General features: G+C 64.3%; 17 protein-coding genes. 8 read left to right on the top strand and 9 right to left on the bottom strand.

Going from position 1 to position 21,259, the window contains the following annotated elements:
• Positions 1-200: YqaA family protein (locus H0W47_RS14530; protein ID WP_367265415.1), on the bottom strand; the 200-nt coding region annotated here is incomplete at its 3' end.
• Between the two features lie 136 nt (positions 201-336).
• On the opposite strand from H0W47_RS14530, the gene dusB reads away from it, so the two are divergent.
• From dusB to H0W47_RS14510, 4 genes are all read left to right on the top strand, one after another.
• Positions 337-1,386, top strand: a complete 1,050-nt coding sequence (gene dusB, locus H0W47_RS14525) for a tRNA dihydrouridine synthase DusB (RefSeq protein ID WP_296925622.1) — start codon at positions 337-339, stop codon at positions 1,384-1,386.
• Positions 1,383-1,619 (top strand): Fis family transcriptional regulator, encoded by a 237-nt coding sequence (locus tag H0W47_RS14520; protein ID WP_296925619.1) that lies wholly within the window; start codon positions 1,383-1,385, stop codon positions 1,617-1,619. Before dusB ends, H0W47_RS14520 begins: the two co-directional genes overlap by 4 nt.
• Before the next feature lie 66 nt (positions 1,620-1,685).
• Positions 1,686-3,266 carry a bifunctional phosphoribosylaminoimidazolecarboxamide formyltransferase/IMP cyclohydrolase gene (gene purH, locus H0W47_RS14515; protein ID WP_296925623.1) on the top strand — a complete coding sequence of 527 codons (1,581 nt, stop codon included), beginning with the start codon at positions 1,686-1,688 and terminating at the stop codon, positions 3,264-3,266.
• A 282-nt stretch (positions 3,267-3,548) separates the two neighbouring features.
• Positions 3,549-4,547 (top strand): tripartite tricarboxylate transporter substrate binding protein, encoded by a 999-nt coding sequence (locus tag H0W47_RS14510; RefSeq protein ID WP_296925618.1) that lies wholly within the window; start codon positions 3,549-3,551, stop codon positions 4,545-4,547.
• A 99-nt stretch (positions 4,548-4,646) separates the two neighbouring features.
• Here H0W47_RS14510 and H0W47_RS14505 read toward each other — a convergent pair whose 3' ends face one another.
• Positions 4,647-5,336: a glutathione S-transferase family protein gene (locus H0W47_RS14505; protein WP_296925616.1), complete on the bottom strand. Its 690-nt coding sequence runs from the start codon at positions 5,334-5,336 to the stop codon at positions 4,647-4,649.
• A 97-nt stretch (positions 5,337-5,433) separates the two neighbouring features.
• Positions 5,434-6,423 (bottom strand): complex I NDUFA9 subunit family protein, encoded by a 990-nt coding sequence (locus H0W47_RS14500; protein WP_296925614.1) that lies wholly within the window; start codon positions 6,421-6,423, stop codon positions 5,434-5,436.
• 191 nt (positions 6,424-6,614) lie between these two features.
• Between H0W47_RS14500 and H0W47_RS14495 the strand changes: the two genes are divergently transcribed.
• Positions 6,615-7,058 carry a hemerythrin domain-containing protein gene (locus H0W47_RS14495; protein ID WP_296925612.1) on the top strand — a complete coding sequence of 148 codons (444 nt, stop codon included), beginning with the start codon at positions 6,615-6,617 and terminating at the stop codon, positions 7,056-7,058.
• Here the strand turns inward: H0W47_RS14495 and H0W47_RS14490 are convergent, their stop codons facing one another.
• Positions 7,059-7,601, bottom strand: a complete 543-nt coding sequence (locus H0W47_RS14490; RefSeq protein ID WP_296925610.1) for an MgtC/SapB family protein — start codon at positions 7,599-7,601, stop codon at positions 7,059-7,061.
• Between the two features lie 182 nt (positions 7,602-7,783).
• Positions 7,784-9,811 (bottom strand): lytic transglycosylase domain-containing protein, encoded by a 2,028-nt coding sequence (locus tag H0W47_RS14485; RefSeq protein WP_296925608.1) that lies wholly within the window; start codon positions 9,809-9,811, stop codon positions 7,784-7,786.
• A 9-nt stretch (positions 9,812-9,820) separates the two neighbouring features.
• Between H0W47_RS14485 and H0W47_RS14480 the strand changes: the two genes are divergently transcribed.
• Complete coding sequence (locus H0W47_RS14480; RefSeq protein ID WP_296925606.1) at positions 9,821-10,459, top strand: 5-formyltetrahydrofolate cyclo-ligase; 639 nt, start codon at positions 9,821-9,823, stop codon at positions 10,457-10,459.
• Positions 10,460-10,946: 487 nt separating this feature from the next.
• Here the strand turns inward: H0W47_RS14480 and H0W47_RS14475 are convergent, their stop codons facing one another.
• The 4 genes from H0W47_RS14475 to hemC all read right to left on the bottom strand — a co-directional run bounded on the left by H0W47_RS14475 (position 10,947) and on the right by hemC (position 15,264).
• On the bottom strand, positions 10,947-12,236 hold the full coding sequence (locus H0W47_RS14475; protein WP_296925604.1) for a heme biosynthesis HemY N-terminal domain-containing protein: 1,290 nt from the start codon (positions 12,234-12,236) through the stop codon (positions 10,947-10,949).
• Between the two features lie 12 nt (positions 12,237-12,248).
• A complete protein-coding gene (locus tag H0W47_RS14470; protein WP_296925603.1) occupies positions 12,249-13,298 on the bottom strand; it encodes a uroporphyrinogen-III C-methyltransferase in 1,050 nt (349 codons plus the stop codon).
• Positions 13,299-13,495: 197 nt separating this feature from the next.
• Entirely contained in the window at positions 13,496-14,305 is an 810-nt protein-coding gene (locus tag H0W47_RS14465) for a uroporphyrinogen-III synthase (protein ID WP_296925601.1), read from the bottom strand.
• Positions 14,302-15,264: a hydroxymethylbilane synthase gene (gene hemC / locus H0W47_RS14460; protein WP_296925599.1), complete on the bottom strand. Its 963-nt coding sequence runs from the start codon at positions 15,262-15,264 to the stop codon at positions 14,302-14,304. Before hemC ends, H0W47_RS14465 begins: the two co-directional genes overlap by 4 nt.
• A 92-nt stretch (positions 15,265-15,356) precedes the next feature.
• Between hemC and H0W47_RS14455 the strand changes: the two genes are divergently transcribed.
• Positions 15,357-18,320 carry a phosphoenolpyruvate carboxylase gene (locus tag H0W47_RS14455; protein WP_296925597.1) on the top strand — a complete coding sequence of 988 codons (2,964 nt, stop codon included), beginning with the start codon at positions 15,357-15,359 and terminating at the stop codon, positions 18,318-18,320.
• Between the two features lie 371 nt (positions 18,321-18,691).
• A partial coding sequence (locus H0W47_RS14450; protein WP_296925595.1) for a HAMP domain-containing protein occupies positions 18,692-21,259 on the top strand: 2,568 nt, incomplete at its 3' end.

Raw genomic sequence — 21,259 nt, 5'->3', positions numbered from 1 at the left:
CCCCCCAGGGTGTTGCCGACAGTGGCGACCAGGATGGCGGGCCAGAACATGTCCGGGTTGAGCTTGACCAGTCCAAAGACCACCGGCTCCGATCCCAGCGGCAACAAGGTGGCCGAGATGAATGACACCACAAACACCGTGCTCAATCCGTACTCGGGCAATGCCAGCGCTTCTATCAGGTGTTGTAGCCAGAGTTCCATCTGCAGCGAGTATAGGGAGCACGGACCAGTCGGGCTGTAGGGCGTTCGCTCGCAAGGTCGTGTGAAAATTTCGATTGCTGAAAATTTGGGCAGCTACAATCAGCCCTCTTTTTCGCAATCGCCCTCCCACCCGTCCATGAACATCGGCCCCTACGTTTTGGCGAACAATCTGTTTGCGGCGCCCATGGCAGGCGTCACGGACCGGCCGTTCCGTCGTCTGTGCAAGGCATTGGGCGCGGGTTATGCGGTCAGCGAGATGGTGACCTCGCGGCGCGACCTGTGGGACACGCTGAAAACCTCGCGCCGCGCCAACCACGACGGTGAGGTGGCGCCGATTGCGGTACAGATCGCCGGCACCGATGCGCAGATGATGGCCGAGGCCGCCGCGTACAACATAGACCGCGGCGCCCAGATCATCGACATCAACATGGGTTGCCCGGCCAAGAAGGTCTGTAACAAGTGGGCCGGATCGGCCCTGATGCAGGACGAGCCGCTGGCCCTGGCGATTGCCGAAGCGGTAGTGGCGGCCTGCGCGCCGCGCGGCGTGCCGGTCACCTTGAAGATGCGCACCGGCTGGGCCGAGTCGCACAAAAACGCGGTCACGCTGGCACGCGCCTTTGAAAGCGCCGGTGTACAGATGCTGGCGGTGCATGGGCGCACGCGGGCCCAAGGCTACAAGGGCCAGGCCGAATACGACACGATTGCCGCGGTCAAGACTGCGGTGCGCATTCCGGTGGTGGCCAACGGTGACATCGCCACCCCGGAAAAAACCCGCGACGTGCTGGCATATACCGGTGCCGACGCCATCATGGTGGGGCGCGCGGCCCAGGGACGGCCCTGGATCTTTCGCGAGATTGCGCATTTCCTGGCGACCGGCACCCATCTGGCGCCGCCGCTGGTGGCCGAGGTCAGGCGTTTGCTGCTTGATCACCTGCTGGACCACTACGAACTCTATGGCGCGTTCAGCGGCGTGCGTAGCGCGCGTAAACACATCGGCTGGTATGTAAAAACGCTGCCGGGTGGTGAGGCCTTCCGCAGTCGCATGAATTTGCTGGAGGACAGCCAAGCGCAATGGCAGGCGGTCGCCGATTATTTCGACGTGCTGGGCGGGCGCATGGACCGCATGCCGGTGGCGGCAGCCCGGGAAGTGAGTGAACAACAAGACAGGCAGGGAGAGCTCGCATGAGCAAGAAGCAGATTGAAGAATGTGTACGCGCCAGCCTTGAAAGTTATTTCAGGGATCTGCGCGGCACCGAACCTGACGGCATGTACGAGATGCTGGTGCGCGTCGTGGAAAAACCCTTGCTGGAGGTGGTGATGCAGCACGCTGACAAAAACCAGTCCCGCGCAGCCGAGTGGCTGGGCCTGAACCGCAACACCCTGCGAAAAAAGCTGCTTGAACACAAGCTGATCAAGTAACTTTCCTGCCCATCCGGAAGACTGAAGAAAAACATGAACGCAACCCCGCCCGCCGACCCTGGAGTGATTGACATGAATGCGCTGATTTCCGTCTCCGACAAAACCGGCATCCTGGAATTCGCGCAGGCACTGCATGGCCTGGGCATCAGGCTGTTGTCCACTGGCGGCACGGCGAAGTTGCTGGCCGACGCCGGTCTGCCGGTCACCGAGGTCGCCGATCACACCGGTTTTCCCGAAATGCTGGACGGCCGCGTCAAGACCCTGCACCCGAAAATTCATGGCGGCCTGCTGGCGCGCCGAGATGTGCCCGACCACATGGCTGCGTTGAAGGCGCACGACATCGCCGCCATCGACCTGCTGGTGGTCAACTTGTACCCGTTTGAAGCGACTGTCGCCAAGCCGGGCTGCACACTCGAAGACGCCATCGAGAACATCGACATCGGCGGCCCGGCGATGGTGCGTTCGGCGGCAAAAAACTGGAAAGACGTCGGCGTGCTGACCGACGCCTCGCAGTACGCCGGGGTGCTCGACGAACTCAAGGCTGGCGGCAAACTCACAGACGCGACGAAGTTTGCACTGTCGGTGGCCGCCTTCAACCGCATCAGCCAGTACGACGGCGCGATCAGCGACTACCTCTCGGGCATTCAGGCCGACGGTGCGCACAGCCTGTTTCCGGGCCAGTCCAACGGCCGATTCATCAAGGTGCAGGATTTGCGTTACGGTGAAAATTCACACCAGCAGGCCGCGCTCTACCGGGACCTCTACCCCGCACCCGGTTCGCTGGTCACAGCCACCCAGCTGCAGGGCAAGGAGCTGAGCTACAACAACATCGCCGATGCCGATGCCGCCTGGGAATGCGTCAAGAGTTTCGGTGACTCTGCAGCCTGCGTCATCGTCAAACACGCCAACCCCTGCGGCGTGGCGGTCGGCGCCGATGCGCTTGAGGCCTACAGCAAGGCCTTCAAGACCGACCCGACCTCGGCATTTGGCGGCATCATCGCGTTCAACTGCACCCTGGACGAAGCGGCGGCGCAGCAGGTCGCCAAACAGTTTGTCGAGGTGCTGATGGCCCCGGCGTTCACGCCCGAAGCGCTTGCGGTGTTCAAGAGCAAGGTCAATGTGCGCATCCTGCAGATCGCGCTGCCGCCCGGTGGCGACACCGCCTGGAAGCAGGGTCGCAACCTGATGGACGTCAAGCGCGTCGGCTCCGGCCTGCTGATGCAGACCGCCGACAACCACGAACTCGCACAGGCCGACTTGAAAGTCGTGAGCAAGCTTCAGCCGACGCCGGCGCAGTTGCAGGATCTGCTGTTTGCCTGGAAGGTCGCCAAGTACGTCAAGTCCAACGCCATCGTGTTCTGCGGCGGCGGCATGACGCTGGGTGTCGGGGCAGGCCAGATGAGCCGCATTGACTCGGCCCGCATCGCGTCCATCAAGGCCGCCAACGCCGGCCTCGACCTCAACGGTTCTGCCGTGGCCAGCGACGCCTTCTTCCCCTTCCGCGACGGGCTCGACGTGGTGGTTGATGTCGGCGCCAATTGCGTGATCCAGCCCGGCGGCAGCATGCGGGATGAAGAAGTCATCGCTGCGGCCGATGAGCGGGGCGTGGTGATGGTGCTGAGCGGCGTGCGGCATTTCAGGCACTGATTGCCGGCTTTGATGAACCAAAAGCGGCTCCGGTCCTTGCTGAATAAGCGCAAGCTGCTACTGAATTAATAGCAGCCTGTTCCCCACATCTCTCGACCCCCTGGATCCCGCAGCCGTCGGCGATGACTCCTGCTTCGGGGCGCGCCAGCGAGCCGGGTTGCCCGGCAACAACTTGTTTTCTTGTGGCATCGTCGCGGTGTGTCAGGAGGATGGGCGCCTTCGCCGCCCGGTGTAGGGAATCCCACGTAACGCAAGCGCCGGAATCTTTTGCACAATCGAGCCATGAAACTCACTGCCCTCCCCCTCCTCGCGGTCCGCACCCTGGCGATTTCCTCGCTCGCCATGCTGACCCTGTCTTCCACCATTTCCGTCGCGCAGGCCCAGCCCAAAGTGATGCGCATCATCGTGCCTTATGCGCCAGGCGGCCCGATCGACGTCACTGCGCGCCTGATGGCGGAGCGCGTCAAGGACTCACTGGGAACTGTCATCATTGAAAACCGACCCGGCGGCGGTGGCAATATCGGCGCGGACGCCATCGCCAAGGCGGCGCCGGACGGCATGACCATCGGCATTGCCGCCGTAGCCACCCACGCGATCAACCCCTGGCTGTACAGCAAGATGCCCTATAACGCGGCCACCGATTTCGCGCCCATCACGCAGATGTTGCGCGTGCCCAATGTGCTGGTGATCAATGCCGACACCGCGAAACGGCTGAACATCAACACGCTGGCGGAGCTTATCAGCTACGCCAAGGCCAACCCCGCCAAGCTCAACTATGGCAGCGGCGGCAACGGCAGCGCGGGCCACCTGGCCGGTGAAATGTTCAAGGCGCAAGCCGGTATCTTCGCGCTGCACATTCCCTACAACGGCGGCAACCCGGCGCAACTGGCGCTGCTGAGCGGCCAGGTCGATTTCAACTTCGACAACCTGGCCACCGCCTCGGCTAACATCAAAGCCGGCAAGCTCAAGGCGCTGGCTGTCACCACCAGCGCCCGTAGCGCCATGCTGCCCGAGGTTCCGGCCGTGGCCGAGACTCTCAAGGGGTTCTCGATCGACACCTGGTGGGGTCTAGTCGCGCCCGCAGCCACCCCGAAAGACGTGGTCGCCAAACTGAACCAGGCCTTTGTCGCAGCACTCAATTCTCCCGAAGCAAAAACCCGTTTTGCGGCGCTGATGGCCGAGCCGGTGGCCAATACGCCGGAGCAGTTCGGCTCTTTCATGAAAGCCGAACTGGCGAAGTATGAAAAAGTGGTGAAAGCCTCAGGCGCCCGGGTTGATTGATTCTTGAAAATTTTGGGGCGCCAGGCCACGCCGGTATTGCGTAACCAGCTACCAGATTTATAGCAAATCAGCGTCGCGTGCGGGCCTGGCGAAAAGGTCTCAGCGCGCTACCCGGTACGGCTCATCAAAAACAACAAAGTCTTTTTCAGCCAGGGCTTCGTCCATCCAGGCTTTCACTGCCGGCAAGGCGCAGACGCGGTTGATGTAGGCGCTGATGTGCGCCGGCACCGGCAAGGCATAACTTTTCAGTCGCATGCAGACGGGTGCAAAGTAGGCATCGGCGATCGAGAACCCGCCGAACAGCATAGGCCCCTGGTGCTGCTCCAGCAGTTCGGTCCACATCGCCACAATGCGCTGCACATCGCTGCGCACGGCTGCTTGGTCGCGCCAGACGATGGCGCCGGTCTGTGACAGGTCGGCCTCGATGTTCATCGGACAGGCGCTGCGCAGCGCGCCAAAACCCGAGTGCATTTCGGCGCAGACACTGCGGGCCCGCGCGCGGGCCTTGGCATCCTGCGGCCACAGCAGCTTTTCCGGAAATTTTTCGGCCAGGTACTCGGCGATGGCCAGGGTGTCCCAGACTGCGAAACCGTCGTCCACCAGCACCGGCACACGGCCGCCCGGGCTGACCGCCAGCACAGCTTGCTTGAAGCTGGATTGAGCGGTGAAGGGGTCGGCGCCAAAACGCACCATGACCTCCTCGAAGCTGATGCCCGCCTGTTTGAGCAGGACCCACGGGCGCATGGACCAGGACGAGTAGTTCTTGTTGGCGATGTAGAGCCTGAGCATGGAGGTCTCCCTTAAAAGACCGCCTATGCTACCGCCCGCCGGCCCTCTGATTGATGCGAAAAGAAGTGCCTATTGATGCACTCCCGTCCAGCTCGCGTTAAAAGCGCCCTGCGGTCTTGCGCCTGGCCAACAGGTTGCTGCGCAGACCCCAGCCCCCGGCGGTCGGGCCGAGGTAGTCCGGCGCAATGGCTTCGAGAGAGGCGGGCGGGATGCCCAGCGCTTCCAGCCCCGACAGGTTGCCGCTGGCGATGTTGGGCACGGTCATCGAATCGAGGTTGTCACGGCTCATCAGCGGTTCGCCGGGTGCCAGCGACATCAGGCGCGCCTGCAGCCGGCCCAATGACGCAGGCAAAGCCAGTACCGGTCGACCCCGGCCCTGGTTGAGGCCGCTGAAGCGCCCCGCCAGTTCGACCAGTTGCCTGAGCGTGAAGACGTCCGGGCCGCAGGCTTCAAAGGTCTGGCCGGCGCTAGCGTGCAAATGGGCATCCTGCAGGCAGTGAACGATGGCGCTGGCCACGTCCTCCACCCACACCGGCTGAAACAGCGCATGGCTTCCGGCCAGCGGAATCACCGGGAATATTTTCTGCAGCCGCGCAAAGGTATTGAGGAATTTGTCGCCGTCGCCGAACATCACGCTGGGCCGCAACATTGTCAGGGCCAGGTCCGCATGGTGCAGCACCACTTCGCCCTGCCCCTTGCTGCGCAAATACATGGACGGCGCAGCATCCGGGTTGCGCGCATCGGCACCCAGCGCGCTGACATGGACCAGGCGTGTCACGCCGGTGGCGGCACAGGCGCGCGCGATTTTTTGCGGCAGTTCCACATGCGCCCGCTCGAAGGACGGCTGCGTGCCGTGCAGGATGGCGACAAGGTTAACCACCGCATCATGGCCGGCCACGATGCGGGTGAGTGCCGCCTCGTCATGCACATCGGCCAACACAAGATCGAGTGAGGGCAACATCTGGATGTCGCGGGCCCGGGCTTCCCGCCGGGTCGGTACGGTGACGCGCCATTGAAGCCGGGTCAGCTTTTCGCACACATGACGGCCGACAAATCCGGTCCCGCCGAGAATCAGTATTTTTTTCATAGGCTGTATTACACGCCTTCGCGCCCCGGCTTGCAAAACATCCCCGGGATAATCGTGGAACAGCACCAGTGGCGACATGCCACCCCACGTTCCAAACACTGAACAGACAACGCGAATGTAGGCAGGCGTCGCAACAATTCTGGGCATCGTGGACTACAGCCTGCGCGGCAGTCGATCTCCATAATCAGGGCATGAATATTTTTGAAGCCTTGCGCACCAGCCACGAAACCCAGCGCGGCCTAGCCGATGCCCTGATCAACACCTCCGGCGACAGCAATGAGCGTGATGTCCTCTTCAAGGAATTGAGAACGGAACTTGCCGCCCACGCTGCAGCCGAGGAGCGCTTTTTCTACGTCCCGCTGATTGCCCACGACATGACGCAGGAGCCGTCGCGCCATGGTATTGCCGAGCACCATGAGATGGATGAACTGGTGGAAAAGCTCGAGGACACCGACGCCAGCTCACCGGCCTGGCTCGTCGCAGCCAAAGCACTGCACCACAAGATTTACCATCACCTCAAGGACGAGGAACAGGGCATTTTCCAGCTTGCCGGCAAGGTTCTGACCGAAGCCGAGAAACTGTCGCTCGCCAAGGACTACGAAGGCGAGTTTGTGTCCCAGCGACTGAAGGACTGATCAGTCTTTCGTATGGATGCGCTGGCGCGGGGTATCTCCGTCAGTGATCAGCGGCGCCGGCCTGTCAATCAGCCGGACCAGCACGGGCACCAGGGCCAGCACTACGAAGGCCAGAACGGCCGCCAGCACCGCCGTGAGTTCGCGCCCCAGGCCCGCAGCCACACCGATGGCAGCGGTCATCCACAGGCCCGCCGCCGTGGTAAGTCCTTTCACGTCACCGCCCTTGTCCCCCTTGAGAATGGTTCCTGCGCAGAGAAACCCCACACCGGCCGTCAGACCCTGGATGACGCGGCTCAGGTCTTCCTTTCCCATGCCAAGTTGCTGCGACACCAGAACGAACAAGGCCGCGCCCATGGCCACCAGCATATGGGTGCGCACGCCGGCCGCCTGACCGCTGTGTTCACGCTCCCACCCCAGCAAACCACCCAGCACGGCCGCTACCATGAGCCGCAAGACCACTTGGGTGGTCTGCGCCAGGTCAGAGAGGTCGGAAAATTCGGCGGCAATGGTGCCGGCAATCTGTTGCCACCAGTTGGGGTTCATTTGTGTCTCCTGTGCATCGGGAAGCGCTACGCAAGCGCTGAACAAGCGCCTTGCGGGGAATAGTCCAAAACCTGCAAGCCACAGGCCGGCAGGGTGGCGCGGATTTCAAGCCATTTGCGCCACTGGCCCGCGTTGGTCGTGCGTCACCAGCTATCAATTCAGGAGCATCCGTCGGCGGCAACTCAGGGCATCTTTTCGTCGGGCGGTGGGGCGGAGGCTTCGCGGGGACCTACCGTGCCAAGCCGTGCTTTCAGTGACTGCGGCTGCCCGCTGAGCAGCGCAGCGTAATTGGTGGTGTTGGACAACACCTTCTTGACGTAGTCGCGGGTTTCGCTGAAGGGCACGTTTTCCGCCCAGATCGCCGCCTCAATCACCGGGCCGTTGCGCCAGGCGCGCGGCCGGCCTGGCCCGGCGTTGTAGGCTGCAGCGGCCAGCGGCATGGAGCCGCCGAAGTCGTCGAGGGCGCGTTTGAGGTAGGCGGTGCCAATCACGATGTTGGTGTCGCGATCATTGATCTGGTCTGGGGTGAAACCGGTGAGGCCGATGTAGCGCGCGGTTTCCCGGGCGGTGGCCGGCATCACTTGCATCAAGCCGGAGGCGCCAACGTGGGAGCGCGCGTCCATGATGAAACGCGACTCCTGGCGAATCAGGCCATAAACATAAGCGGGGTCCAGCCCGATCTCGCGGCTGCGTTGCGTGACCGCGTCGCGAAACGGCATGGGGAACCGTTGCTCGGCATCGAAGGCACTGACGGTGCGCTCGCTGGTGTTGATGCAGCGGTCCCAGATGGCTCGGTCGCAAGCGAATTGCGCGGCAGCCAGCAGTTCGCGCTCGCTCATGCCGCCGCGGGTATGCAGGTTGGTGCTGTAGTTCCATTCGCGCACGCCCTCAGTGCGCAGGCCGAGGGCAATTGCATAGGCGCCGCGGTTCAGGCCGGGGTTCAGGCGCGCCGCTTCTTTTTCTTCGGCAGTCAGCGCCGGCGGCCGGGCCGGCAGCGTGATCTTCTGGCCCAGCTCTTCAAGGGCGAGCTGTTCGTAAAAGCCCCGCACCGAGGCAATCGACTGCAGCAGGGCCAGGGCTTCCGCACGCTGGGGTGATGGCATGGCGCCTGGTGCAAGGGGCGGCGCATTGCTCAGCAGCGCGCGGGCCTTCCAGTAGGCCCACACCGGTTCCTTGCGCGCTCCCTCGCTCATGGCGTTGATGCCGGCCAGCACCTGCGACCAGCGTTGGGGGCCGCCGGCACGCAGGGCGGCGCGCACCTTCCAGCCCAGCATGTCGTCGCTGAGGTCAGTGTTCCGGCTGACCCTGGCGAAGTAGCCGACTGAATCCTCACTGGCCAGACGCGTGGCAGCCTGCCGGCCGATCGAGCCCCAGACCCAGTTGCGCTCCTCTTCATTGAGCTGCATGCCCCACTTGTCCTGCATGAAACGCGCCGCGCCTTCGGCATCGCTGCTGGCCAGCTTGACCAGCGCCAGCACGATGATTTCCTTGCGCACCCGGCTGATGGCGATCACCTTGGTGGTCAGAAAGCGCGCCGGGCTGGCGGTGAGTTCCGTCACCAGGCCAACCGCTTCTGGCTCGATGATCTCGACCGCCTCTCGCGCGGCTCGCGGCCGGTTGGCTTCGGTCGCGAGCCTGGCCTTGATCCACGCGTCCTGCGTCGTCAGGTTGCGGTTGCCGATGAGGCGCGAGGCTGCCGAGGTGCAGCCGTCGCTGGCATCGCGCTGCGCGAACCAGTTCCGGCGGACTTCCTCGGCCAGCTGCGCATCGACCCCAGGATTTTTCAGGTGTTCCACCAGCAGCGCGTAACAGCGCACATCGCGGTCGTCGCCCATGCGATATCTGGGGTATTCGGCGGCAAACCCGGCCCAGTCACGGCGCTGTCCCAGCAACAGCAGCCAGTCGTTACGCAAGCGGTCTTCCTGGTAGGTACCGGCATAGCGCACCATGAAGTCCTGCACCTCGCGGGCGCTGGCTTCGTCGAGTCTGGCCTTGAGCTCCCAATAGGCCGCCCAGGGTTCCAGCGCGTGACCCCGGACCTGCGGCAGCAGCGCGGACAGGCGGTTTCTGTCGCCGCGCTTGAAGGCCTGGTTCATCTCCACCACCACGTCATCGGCGCGGGCCGCGTTGCTTTGTGCCCATGTGGGCTGGAGGATCAAAAAGGACGAGAGGCCCGAAATCAGGGCAGTGACAACAAATTTGGATAGCATCAGGTCATTATGGACAAATTAACTGCGAGAAAAGCGTTGATCGAACAACGCCTGAATCTGCCCGACCGCCTGGAGCGCGCCGACCTGTTGCAGCGGGTCATGCGAATCTGGCTGGTCGGACATGAAGATGCGGTGATCGGAGCCTACTGGCCGATCAAGGGGGAGTTCGATCCCCTGCCCGCCCTGTACCGCTGGCAGGAAGACGCCATTCTAAGCCGGAGTTCAGATGCAAATCAGGCACCGGGCCATGAGGGGCGGGCGGAAGCAGCTACTGAAAACATAGCAAACCGGTCCCCGCGCAAGATTGGCCTGCCGGTGGTCAACAAGTTGCACAAGACCCTGACCTTCCATGCCTGGTACCCCGGTTGCCCGATGGAGGAAGACGCCTACGGCATTCCCAAACCCAAAGACACCGAAGTCATCGTTCCAACCCTGCTGTTTGTGCCCTGCGTCGGTTACGGGCCGGGCGGCTTCAGGCTAGGCTACGGCGGCGGCTTTTACGACCGCACGCTGGCGACGCTGCAGCCCAAACCCTTCACCGTCGGCCTCGGCTACAGCCACGGCTGGCTGCCTGACCTGGAGCCCGAGCCGCACGATGTGGCGCTGGATGCGATCCTCAATGACAACGGGGTGGTTTGGCCGGTTTGAATTGGGGGAATGCCGGTCCCTCCCGGTGCTGTCGTGCTCGCCCACGACGCGAGGTCTGACTCCCCACTCCCACCCCTAGCCCCTCCCTCGCCCCGCTGGGCGATGGAAGGGCGCCTCATTTGGCCGCGTGTGCAGCTCTCGCGTGCAAACTTGACTGTCTGTTGGGATTCCCGTCCTTGAAGCGCTTTGCGCTTCAAGGACTCCGGATTCTGTCTTCGGATGTTTGTCTTCTTCCCTCCACCCTGACACGCGTAACATACAAGCCGAAGCCGAGTTCGAGCTCGACCCCGTTTTCGGCGGGCACCGCAGGCTGCCCGTAGCGAAGCGGAAGGACCCAGACCATCGGGGCGCCTTTTCTTTTGCTTACTTTTCTTTTGGCGACGCAAAAGAAAAGTGAGTTGCCGCCGGGCAACCCCCGGCTTGTTGGAAGATCCACTGAAGCAGAAACGGGCAAGGCTTCGACAGGCTCAGCCCGAACGGACAAAAACTAGACTTCCGCCGCCCGTTTGTACGCCTGCGCAGCAGCCTCGAAGTCTTCCCGCTGCTCGGCCAGCAGCGCCAGCGCGCGCCAGGCGTTGCGGTGCAGGCCCAAGTCCTGCAGGGCGAGCGCAGCTTGGGACAGCAGTTGCTGGGCTTTGCCCCACAGCTGGCGTTTCAGGCAAGCCATGCCCGCCAGGTACTGCAGGTTGGCGTCGCGCGGGCGCAGCTGCTGCGCAGTCTCGATGCGCGCCAGCCAGGCTGCGTCGATGGAATCCAGGCCCTGCTCCAGCACCTGGATCAGTTTGACGCGCAGGGTGTCGTTGATTTCAGAGCGCGGATTCATCGCTGGCTCCCAGACCTGCAACAGCCAGGCGCGCGCCAGGTTGGCATCGCCGCGCAAAGCCATCAGGCGCGAAGCAGCGTGGATCACCAGCTCTGGCATGGCGCGCTCGGCGGTGTCCAGCAATTGCCATGCGGCCTGCAGTTGCGCCGGATCGTGCGCAGCGCCAAGCAGCTCCAGTGCGAGACCTCGCACAATACTCTGCGCTGCGTCCGGCGAAAAAGCCCGGTGCTTGGCGAGCAGGCGCGCGGTGTCCAGCGCTTGGGAAGTCTGTTTTGCCTGCCGCGTCGCGCGCAGACGGGTGCGCAACGCCAGCGTACGACGCGACGCACCCTGCGGCAACTGCCCCAGCAGTTCCAGCGCGCCGTTCGGGTCGCGGTCATCCAGCGCCCAGCGCGCAGCGCGCAGTTGCACACCTTCGCGGGTTTCCTGGGCGATGCGGTGGCTGCTGCTTTCCAGCGCCTTTTGCAAGTGTTCCTCGCGCAGGGCCTTGTTCTGAAGCGACTGCGCGCTTTCGGCGGCCAGCAGGTGAGCCAGCAGCCGCAGTTGTGTGGCCCGTGCAGCGTTGTAGCCTCCAACATCGCTGGAGGTGTGCGCCAGCTGGCTCAGGCTTTGCTCTTGCGTGATGGCGTTCTGGGCGAGTTTGGCGGCGCGGATGAAGCGCCCGGCCATCAAGTGCGACAGCGCGTCCATGAAGGCCGCGTACATCGCCCTTTCTTTTTGCTGGGCGCGCCAGCGGCGCGCTTCAGCCGGCAGTGAAAAAGCCGCCGATGAGGCGCGCAGCGCCACGTACAGCAAGGTGAACAGGCCCGCCAGCAGCAGCACCAACAGGTTGAAGGAGATATCGATACGGTGCGGCGGCCAGAACAGCGTGACCACCGCCTGGTTGTTGCCGGCCACCAGCGCCACCGCCACCGCGATGCCAAAAAGTGCCAGTAGCCAGAGTGCGCTGCGCATGGCCGTATTCGCCTAGCGACCCGCCGCCGCAGTCGCCAGCGCCGCCAGGGTCTCATCCAGGCGCGGCAGCTCGCTGGACTTCATCTGGGTTTGCACCTGCTGCAGCAACTGGCCGGCCGCCTCTGTGCGGCGCGAGGCCGGATCGAAATACTTGCCCAGCATGGCCGAGGCGCTGGCCAGGTCGCTGCGCGCGCTGGCAGTTTGCCGCGACAGCAGGCCCAGCCGCGCATTGAGCAGCTTGAGCTTGAGGTTCTCGCGCAGGAAAAACGACTGCTCGGGTGCCAGCAGGGCGGCGTCGGGCTGGTCGATGCGGCTGACCCGCAGCAGGTTGCGTGCATCATCGCGCACACCCTGCCAGGTGTGCTCCCACCAGGCGCGCAAATCGAGCCGGTCGAGCAACGCGCGTGCCGGGTTGTCCGATGGCGCTGCAGCAGAAGCCGCGCGCGCCGGTGCCGGTGCTGCAGCACGCGCGCGCGTGTTGCTGGCCATCGGCATTGCATTGGCCAGTGGCAATTCGTCCACCAGCCGGGTCAGTTCGTCAAGCTTGAGCAGCAGGCCTGGCACATCGGTCACGGTGGTGGCCTTGATGCGCTCGACGTCACGCGCAATGGCCCGCTGTAGCGGGTTCAGCCGTGGCTGCGCAGCACGCGCCAGCCGCTGGTCGGCCGACTTGAGCGCTGCCAGCATGGGCTCGGCGCTGCCCGTCAGCTGCGCCTGCTGCTGGGCCAGACGCAGGGCCGACTCCATGTCCACCACCAGGTTTTCATCGCGCGAGCGCGACAGGCTTTGCATCAGTTCCTCAAGCTGGCTGCGCTGCAGGCTGACCTCACTGAGCCGGGTCTCCAGCAGCGCCAGCCGCGCCGTCAGCTCGCGCGTGCCGTCCTGGGCCTGGCGCGCCAGCGTGCGTGCTTCAATGGACTGCGCGGTTGAATCGGTGCTGCGGCGGGCCAGCTCTTCCTGGATGTTGTTCAACTTTTGCCACAACAGCGCGCTCATCACCACGCCGACCACAGCAACCGCACCCGTGACCAGCAACCAGCGCCTTGAATGGTTGGCCCCCACGCTTGTCGCTTCGCGTACTTCGCTGCCCCCCGGGGGGGCGCTGCGCCTGCGGCCCGACGAAGCCGGTTTCGCGGCCCCTGCTGGTAAAGAAAAAGTCCCTTCCTCGCTTGTCGCTTCGTTTGCGCGGGTGCGTTCGTCCGCTGGCACGCGCCCCACGGCGGTCGCCGACTGGTTCGGGGGGGTGGTATCGCTGTCGCTCATGGTTGCATCGATTCTATCGAGGCCACAATGTCCGCCAGCGTCGGGCGTGACTCCACAACAACACCCCAGCCCGCGGCGCGCGCGGCTTCGGCAATACGCGGGTGGGTGGCAAGGGCGCGCCCCTGCGACCAGTCGCCCGGCGGCAGGTGGCCCACGGCTTCGGAACTGCTGAACAGCCAGACCGAACCGTCGCTGGCGGATTCGGTCAGGGTCTGCCGCTGCTGCGTGGTGAACTGCGGCGCACTGCGCCGGTAGACCGCAATGAATTCCGGCAGCGCACCGGCAGCTTCAAGTTGCTGCGCCAGCCAGTCACGCCCGGCGCCACCCACCGGCTCGGCGCCGGCACTTTGCCCGCGCACGATCAGCACGCGCTGGCTCCGCCAGTCGCGATCAGCGACCACCGCCCACAGGGCTTCCGAATCGAACTGCCCGGCCTCCGGTGCCGGCGCGTCGATATGCGCTGCAGGCACCCCGGCCGCCAGCAGGGCGGCCACCGTTCCGGGGCCGGGCGCCATGCAACGCAGCCCCTGATGCGCTATCAAATCAATAGCTGTACTCGCCCGTTCTTCGAGGGCTAGAGCATGATTTGATGAAAAAAATGCGTTAACGGCATTGCCACTGACAAACATCAGCGCAGCGTAACCGTCGATGTCCCGCCAGACCTGCTGAAGCGCTGCGGACACCGGCAACACCTCAATGTCGATCAGCGGCAGCGCCTCGGCTTGCAGCCCGCGCTCGGTCAGGGCCGTCACCCAGGCCTCGGCATCGCGCGCGGGTCGGGTGACGATGACGCGAAAAGGTTTCAAGAATTCGCGGCCCACACCGCGCCACCAGCGCGCAGCGAGGCAGCCACCTGTTCTCCCAGCGCTTCGGCTCCCTCAAACGTCGTCACCGGGGCACTGTGGTCGGCGCGAACCAGCGGTGCACCGGCCACGCCCTGGCCGTCAGCACCCGGCTCGCCCCAAGCAGCTTCCAGCCGCATCATCCCGGACTGCGGTTGCCGTATGAAAGCCGCCAGCGGCATCGAGCAACTGCCGCCCATGGCTCGCGAGACCGTGCGTTCGGCGGTCACCGCCAGCCAGGTCGGCATGTGGGCCAGGTTGGCCAGCGCGTCCAGCAGGTCCTGCCGGTCGGCGCGCACCTCGATGCCTAATGCGCCCTGCCCGGCGGCCGGCAACATCTGCTCCGGCTCAAAGGCGTGGCGGATGCGTGAGGCCAGGCCCAGGCGTTTCAGGCCGGCGGCGGCCAGCACGATGGCCTGGTACTGGCCTTCATCGAGCTTGCGCAAGCGGGTATCCAGGTTGCCGCGCAGCGGTTCAATCTTCAAGTCGGGGCGCAGGTGTTTCAGCAGCACCAGTCGGCGCAGGCTGGAAGTGCCGACCACCGCACCGGATGGCAGTTCGTCCAGCGAGGAAAAATCATTGGACACCAGCGCGTCGCGCGGGTCCTCGCGCTCGAGCACAGAGGCCAGTGCAAAACCTTCCGGCAGGTCCATGGGCACATCCTTGAGGGAATGCACGGCGATGTCAGCCCGGCCATCCAGCAGCGCAGTTTCCAGCTCCTTGACAAACAGGCCCTTGCCACCCACCTTGCTCAGCGAACGGTCCAGGATTTGGTCGCCCAGCGTGGTCATGCCCAACAGCGTCACCTGCCAGCCCAGCCGTGTTTCCAGCAGCGACTTGACATGTTCGGCCTGCCACAGCGCCAGCCGGCTTTCACGCGTGGCAATCACCACACGGAGGGGGTTTGAGGAATCTGCGCGCACTCGTCACCTGTTCGTATCTGGGGGGGTTCACGGATGCTAGCATGCTGCACTGCAATAATCAGGCAGTCCAAGAGCCACAACAAGGTGAACCCATGGTGACAACTGCGCGCGTCAAGACCCCCAAAGAACAGCCAGCAGGCAAGGACAAACTGCAGCGCCCTCGCGCCAGGGACAACGAGCGGCCGCTGGTCGAGGACATCCGCCTGCTGGGGCGCATTCTGGGCGATGTGATCCGCGAACAAGAAGGTGTGGCCGCCTACGAGCTGATCGAGCAAGTGCGCAAGCTCTCGGTGACCTTTCGCCGTGACGCCGACACCGACGCCGACAAGGCCCTGAAAAAGCTGCTCAAAGGCCTGTCGGGCGACCAGACCGTCAGCGTGATCCGCGCCTTCACCTATTTCAGCCACCTGGCCAACCTGGCCGAAGACCGTCACCATATCCGGCGCCGCGCCATTCACGAACGTGCCGGCGACACCCAGGAAGGCAGCATCGAGGTGGCCTTGTCGCGCCTGCGCTGGGCCGGCATTTCGCCCAAAACCATCTCGACTACGCTGGCCCACGCGTACGTATCGCCGGTGCTGACTGCGCACCCGACCGAGGTGCAGCGCAAGAGCATTCTGGATGCCGAACGCGACATCGCCCAGTTACTGACGGCACGCGACGAGATCAAGTCGCATGCCTTGGCGGTGAATGCCAGCCGCGACGCGCTGACCCCGCGCGAACTGGCCGCCAACGAAGCCCAGCTGCGCGCGCGCGTGATGCAGCTGTGGCAGACCCGGCTGCTGCGCTTCACCAAACTCACCGTTGCCGATGAGATCGAAAACGCGCTCAGTTATTACGAATCGACCTTTCTGCGCGAGATTCCCAGGCTTTATGCCGATCTCGAACGCGCCCTGGGCAGCCAGCCGGTGCACAGCTTTTTGCGCATAGGCCAGTGGATAGGCGGCGACCGCGACGGCAACCCGAATGTCAGCGCTGACACGCTGGTCTATGCGCTGCGTCGCCAGTCCGAGGTGGCGCTGCGCCACTACCTGACCGAGGTTCACCTGCTGGGCGGCGAACTCTCGCTGTCGGCCATGCTGGTGGACTTCACGCCCGACATGCGGGCCCTGGCCGAACGCTCACCCGACATCAATGAACATCGCCTGGACGAGCCCTACCGCCGCGCACTGACCGGTGTGTATGCGCGGCTGGCCGCCACACTGAAGGACCTGACCGGCCGCGACGCCGCGCGCCATGCGGTTGCGCCGCAAAACGCCTACCTCCAGGCGGAGGACTTCCTGGCCGACCTGCGCATCATTGAGGCTTCGCTGCGCGCCAACCACGGTGCCGCGCTCGTGGCGCAGCGCCTGCATCCGCTGATTCGCGCGGTCGAGGTCTTCGGTTTTCACCTGGCCACGGTGGACCTGCGGCAAAGCTCCGACAAACACGAAGAGGTGATCGCCGAGCTGCTGGCCGTCGCACGCATCGAGCCCAGGTATTCCAGTCTGGACGAAGCCGCCAAACGCGGATTGCTGCTGTCGCTGCTCAACGATGCCCGGCCGCTGCGCGTGGTCGGCGCCGCCTACTCGGAGCATGCGCGCGGCGAAATCGCGATTTTTGAATCGGCGCGCATCATGCGCCAGCGCTTTGGTGCCCAGGCGATACGCCACTACATCATCAGCCACACCGAAACCGTCAGCGACCTGCTGGAAGTCCTGCTGCTGCAAAAAGAAGTCGGACTCATGCGCGGAACACTGGACCAGAGGGCCACGCACGACCTGATCGTGGTGCCGCTGTTCGAGACGATTGAAGACCTGCGCAACGCCGCGCCCATCATGCGCGACTACTACGCGCTGCCCGGTATTGCGCAGCAGGTCAAGCGCAGCGGCGGCGAGCAGGACATCATGCTGGGTTATTCGGACAGCAACAAGGACGGCGGCATCTTTACCAGCAACTGGGAGCTTTACCGCGCCGAAATCGCGCTGGTCGAGCTGTTCGACCAGCTCGCCGGCCGGGCCGCCGGGCCGTCCCAAGGCCGGGCAGCCCCTCTTCCTAGTGAAAGGGGCAGCGCGTCGCCGAAGGCACACGCGGTGGCAAGCGTGGGGGTCCCTGAAATACACGACATCCAGTTGCGCATGTTCCACGGCCGCGGCGGCACGGTGGGGCGCGGCGGCGGCCCGAGTTACCAGGCCATCCTGGCGCAACCGCCGGGCACGGTGCGCGGGCAGATCCGCCTGACCGAGCAGGGCGAGGTCATCGGCTCCAAATACGCCAATCCCGAGATCGGCCGGCGCAACCTCGAAACCCTGGTCGCCGCCACGCTGGAAGCCACCTTGCTGCAGCCGACCAAACCCGCCACCCCGGACTTTCTGCGGGCAGCGGCCGAGCTGTCCAGTACCAGCATGGCGGCCTACCGGGCGCTGGTCTACGAGACCCCCGGTTTCACCGAGTATTTTTTCAGCGCCACGCCGATCCGGGAAATTGCCGAGCTCAATATCGGCTCGCGCCCGGCCTCGCGCAAGGCCTCTCAGAAAATCGAGGACCTGCGCGCGATCCCCTGGAGCTTCAGCTGGGGCCAGTGCCGCCTGACCCTGCCGGGCTGGTACGGCTTCGGTTCGGCCATCGCGCAGATGCTGGACGCTGGCGGCACCCCGGCCAGCCGCAAGGAAGCGCTGGCTCTGCTGCAGAAGATGTACAAGCAGTGGCCGTTTTTCCGCACGCTGCTCAGCAACATGGACATGGTGCTGGCCAAAAGCGATCTGGCGCTGGCTTCGCGTTATGCCGAGCTGGTCGGCGACGTGCGCCTGCGCAAGAAGATTTTCAGCGCCATCGAGGCCGAGTGGCAACGCACGGCGGAAGCGCTGACCCTGATCACCGGCGACAGGCAGCGCCTGGCGGGCAATGCATCGTTGCAGCGCTCGATCCGCCACCGCTTCCCCTACATTGACCCCTTGCATCACTTGCAGGTCGAGCTGGTCCGGCGTTACCGCGAAGGCAAGGCCGATGACCGTGTGCAGCGCGGCATTCACATCTCGATCAACGGCATTGCTGCCGGCCTGCGCAACACCGGCTGATTGACCGGCAGTAGCTATCGATTTGATAGCTACTGGTGCCCGCCACTCAAGGGCTGATGGCACTTTTTATCCATAAAACAGAGACGCAGGCGGGCAGACGCGGTCTTGTCGTGCGCACGATTCGGCAGCGCCCCCATGTTGGGAAAGTCAGACGTCAGACCCGTCCTACAAGAAAATCTGTCCATCACGGAGACACTCTGGAGTGACACAAAAAGTAACGGCGGTGAGCCATCCACCGCCCCTTCTTGCCACCCACCTAGAGAGCGACAGGCACCATGGATCAGGCCATTCAGACAAGCAGCCGAAAAAAGACGGCTCCCAAAGCGACAGCCCGCACTTCCCGCCAAAGCCCGGTCAACGACCAGGCGGCCATGCCCGGATTGACCGCGCCCGATCTTCATCTGGCTGAAGCCAGGTCACGCCAGATCCTGGCCGCGATGATGGCGTTTTCCGATGGTGACTTCAAGGCGCGACTGCCCTCCGACTGGTCAGGCACCGACGGCAGGATCGCCGAAGCCTTCAACCAGGCGATCAGAACCGCCGGGCACATCACTTCAGAAGCCGACCGCGTGCGCACGACCGTGGGCAAGGAAGGCCGGTTGTCGCAGCGAATGTCTGCGCCGGGAACCATAGGCGGTTGGGCCGACCAGGTGCAGTCCCTGAACACGCTGATGGACGATCTGGTCCGTCCAACCACCGACATCGCCCGAACGATCGGCGCGGTCGCCAAGGGCGACCTCGGGCAGTCCATGGACCTGCAGGTGGACGGCCGCGCCCTCAAGGGCGAATTCCTGCGTTCCGCCAAGCTGGTCAACTCCATGATCGAACAGCTCTCGGTGTTTACCTCGGAGGTGACACGGGTGGCGCGCGAGGTGGGCACCGAAGGCAAGCTGGGCGGCCAGGCCCAGGTCAAGGGTGTGTCCGGCGTCTGGAAGGACCTGACCGATTCGGTCAACCAGATGGCCGGCAACCTGACCGCTCAGGTGCGCAACATCGCCGATGTGACGATTGCGGTGGCCAATGGCGACCTGTCCAAAAAGATCACGGTGGACGTGCGCGGCGAGATCCTGCAGCTCAAGGAAGCCACCAACACCATGGTCGACCAGCTGCGCTCTTTCGCGTCAGAAGTCACCCGCGTGGCGCGCGAGGTCGGCACCGACGGTCGGCTTGGCGGCCAGGCCGTGGTGCCCGGCGTGGCCGGCACCTGGAAAGACCTGACTGACTCGGTCAACTCTATGGCCAACAACCTGACCTCGCAGGTGCGCAACATCGCGACGGTGACGACGGCCGTGGCGCGGGGCGACCTGAGCCGCAAGATCACCGTGGACGTCAAGGGTGAAATTCTCGAGCTCAAGGAAACCATCAACACCATGGTGGACCAGCTCAACGGCTTTTCGTCCGAGGTGACCCGCGTGGCGCGGGAAGTCGGTACCGAAGGCAAGCTCGGCGGTCAGGCCCAGGTGCCCGGAATCGCCGGTACCTGGAAGGACCTGACCGACTCGGTCAACTCCATGGCCGACAACCTGACCGGCCAGGTGCGCAACATTGCCGGCGTGGCCACCGCGATTGCCAAGGGCGACCTCTCGTCCAAGATCACGGTGGAAGTCAAGGGCGAGATCCTGGCACTCAAGGAAACCATCAACACGATGGTGGATCAGCTCAACGGTTTTGCCTCCGAAGTGACGCGTGTGGCGCGCGAGGTCGGCACCGAAGGCAAGCTCGGCGGCCAGGCCCAGGTTCCCGGCGTGGCCGGCACCTGGAAGGACCTGACCGACAACGTCAACTTCATGGCCTCCAACCTGACCGGCCAGGTGCGCAACATCGCCGAGGTGACCACCGCCGTGGCCAACGGCGACCTGTCCAAGACCATTACGGTGGACGTCAAGGGCGAGATTCTGGAACTCAAAAACACCATTAACACCATGGTGGACCAGTTGAACGGTTTCGCCTCGGAAGTGACGCGCGTGGCGCGCGAGGTCGGCACCGAAGGCAAGCTGGGCGGCCAGGCGGCAGTGCCCGGCGTGGCCGGCACCTGGAAGGACCTGACCGACTCGGTCAACTTCATGGCGTCCAACCTGACCGGTCAGGTGCGCAACATCGCGGAGGTCACCACTGCTGTAGCGCGGGGCGACTTGTCCAAGAAGATCACTGCCGACGTGCGCGGCGAGATTCTTGAACTGAAAAATACCATCAACACCATGGTGGACCAGCTCAACGGCTTTGCCGGTGAGGTCAGCCGCGTTGCGCGCGAGGTCGGCACCGAAGGCGCGCTGGGCGGCCAGGCCCAGGTGCTGGGTGTGGCCGGCACCTGGAAGGACTTGACCGACAACGTCAATTCCATGGCTTCCAACCTGACAGCCCAGGTGCGCAACATCGCTGACGTGGCCACCGCCGTGGCCAACGGCGACCTGTCCAAGAAGATCACAGTGGACGTGAAGGGCGAAATTCTGGAGCTGAAAAACACCCTGAACACCATGGTGGACCAGCTCAACGGCTTTGCCTCGGAAGTGACCCGGGTCGCGCGCGAGGTCGGCACCGACGGCAAGCTCGGCGGCCAGGCCCAGGTGCGCGGCGTGGCCGGCACCTGGAAAGACCTGACCGACAACGTCAACTCCATGGCCAACAACCTGACCGGCCAGGTGCGCAACATTGCCGACGTGACCACCGCCGTGGCGCGCGGCGACCTGTCGCGCAAGATCACGGTGGAGGTCAAGGGCGAGATCCTCGAACTCAAGAACACCATCAACACCATGGTGGACCAGCTCAACGGGTTTGCCTCCGAGGTTACGCGGGTGGCGCGTGAAGTCGGCACCGAAGGCCGCCTCGGCGGCCAGGCCGAGGTGCCCGGCGTGGCCGGCACCTGGAAGGATTTGACCGACAACGTCAACTTCATGGCTTCCAACCTGACCGGCCAGGTGCGCAACATTGCCGACGTGGCC

Source organism: Polaromonas sp. (genome assembly GCF_013817205.1).
Classification (GTDB): domain Bacteria; phylum Pseudomonadota; class Gammaproteobacteria; order Burkholderiales; family Burkholderiaceae_C; genus Polaromonas.
Note: the sequence above shows the minus strand (reverse complement) of the source record. Positions and strands in the feature narration are given on the sequence as shown.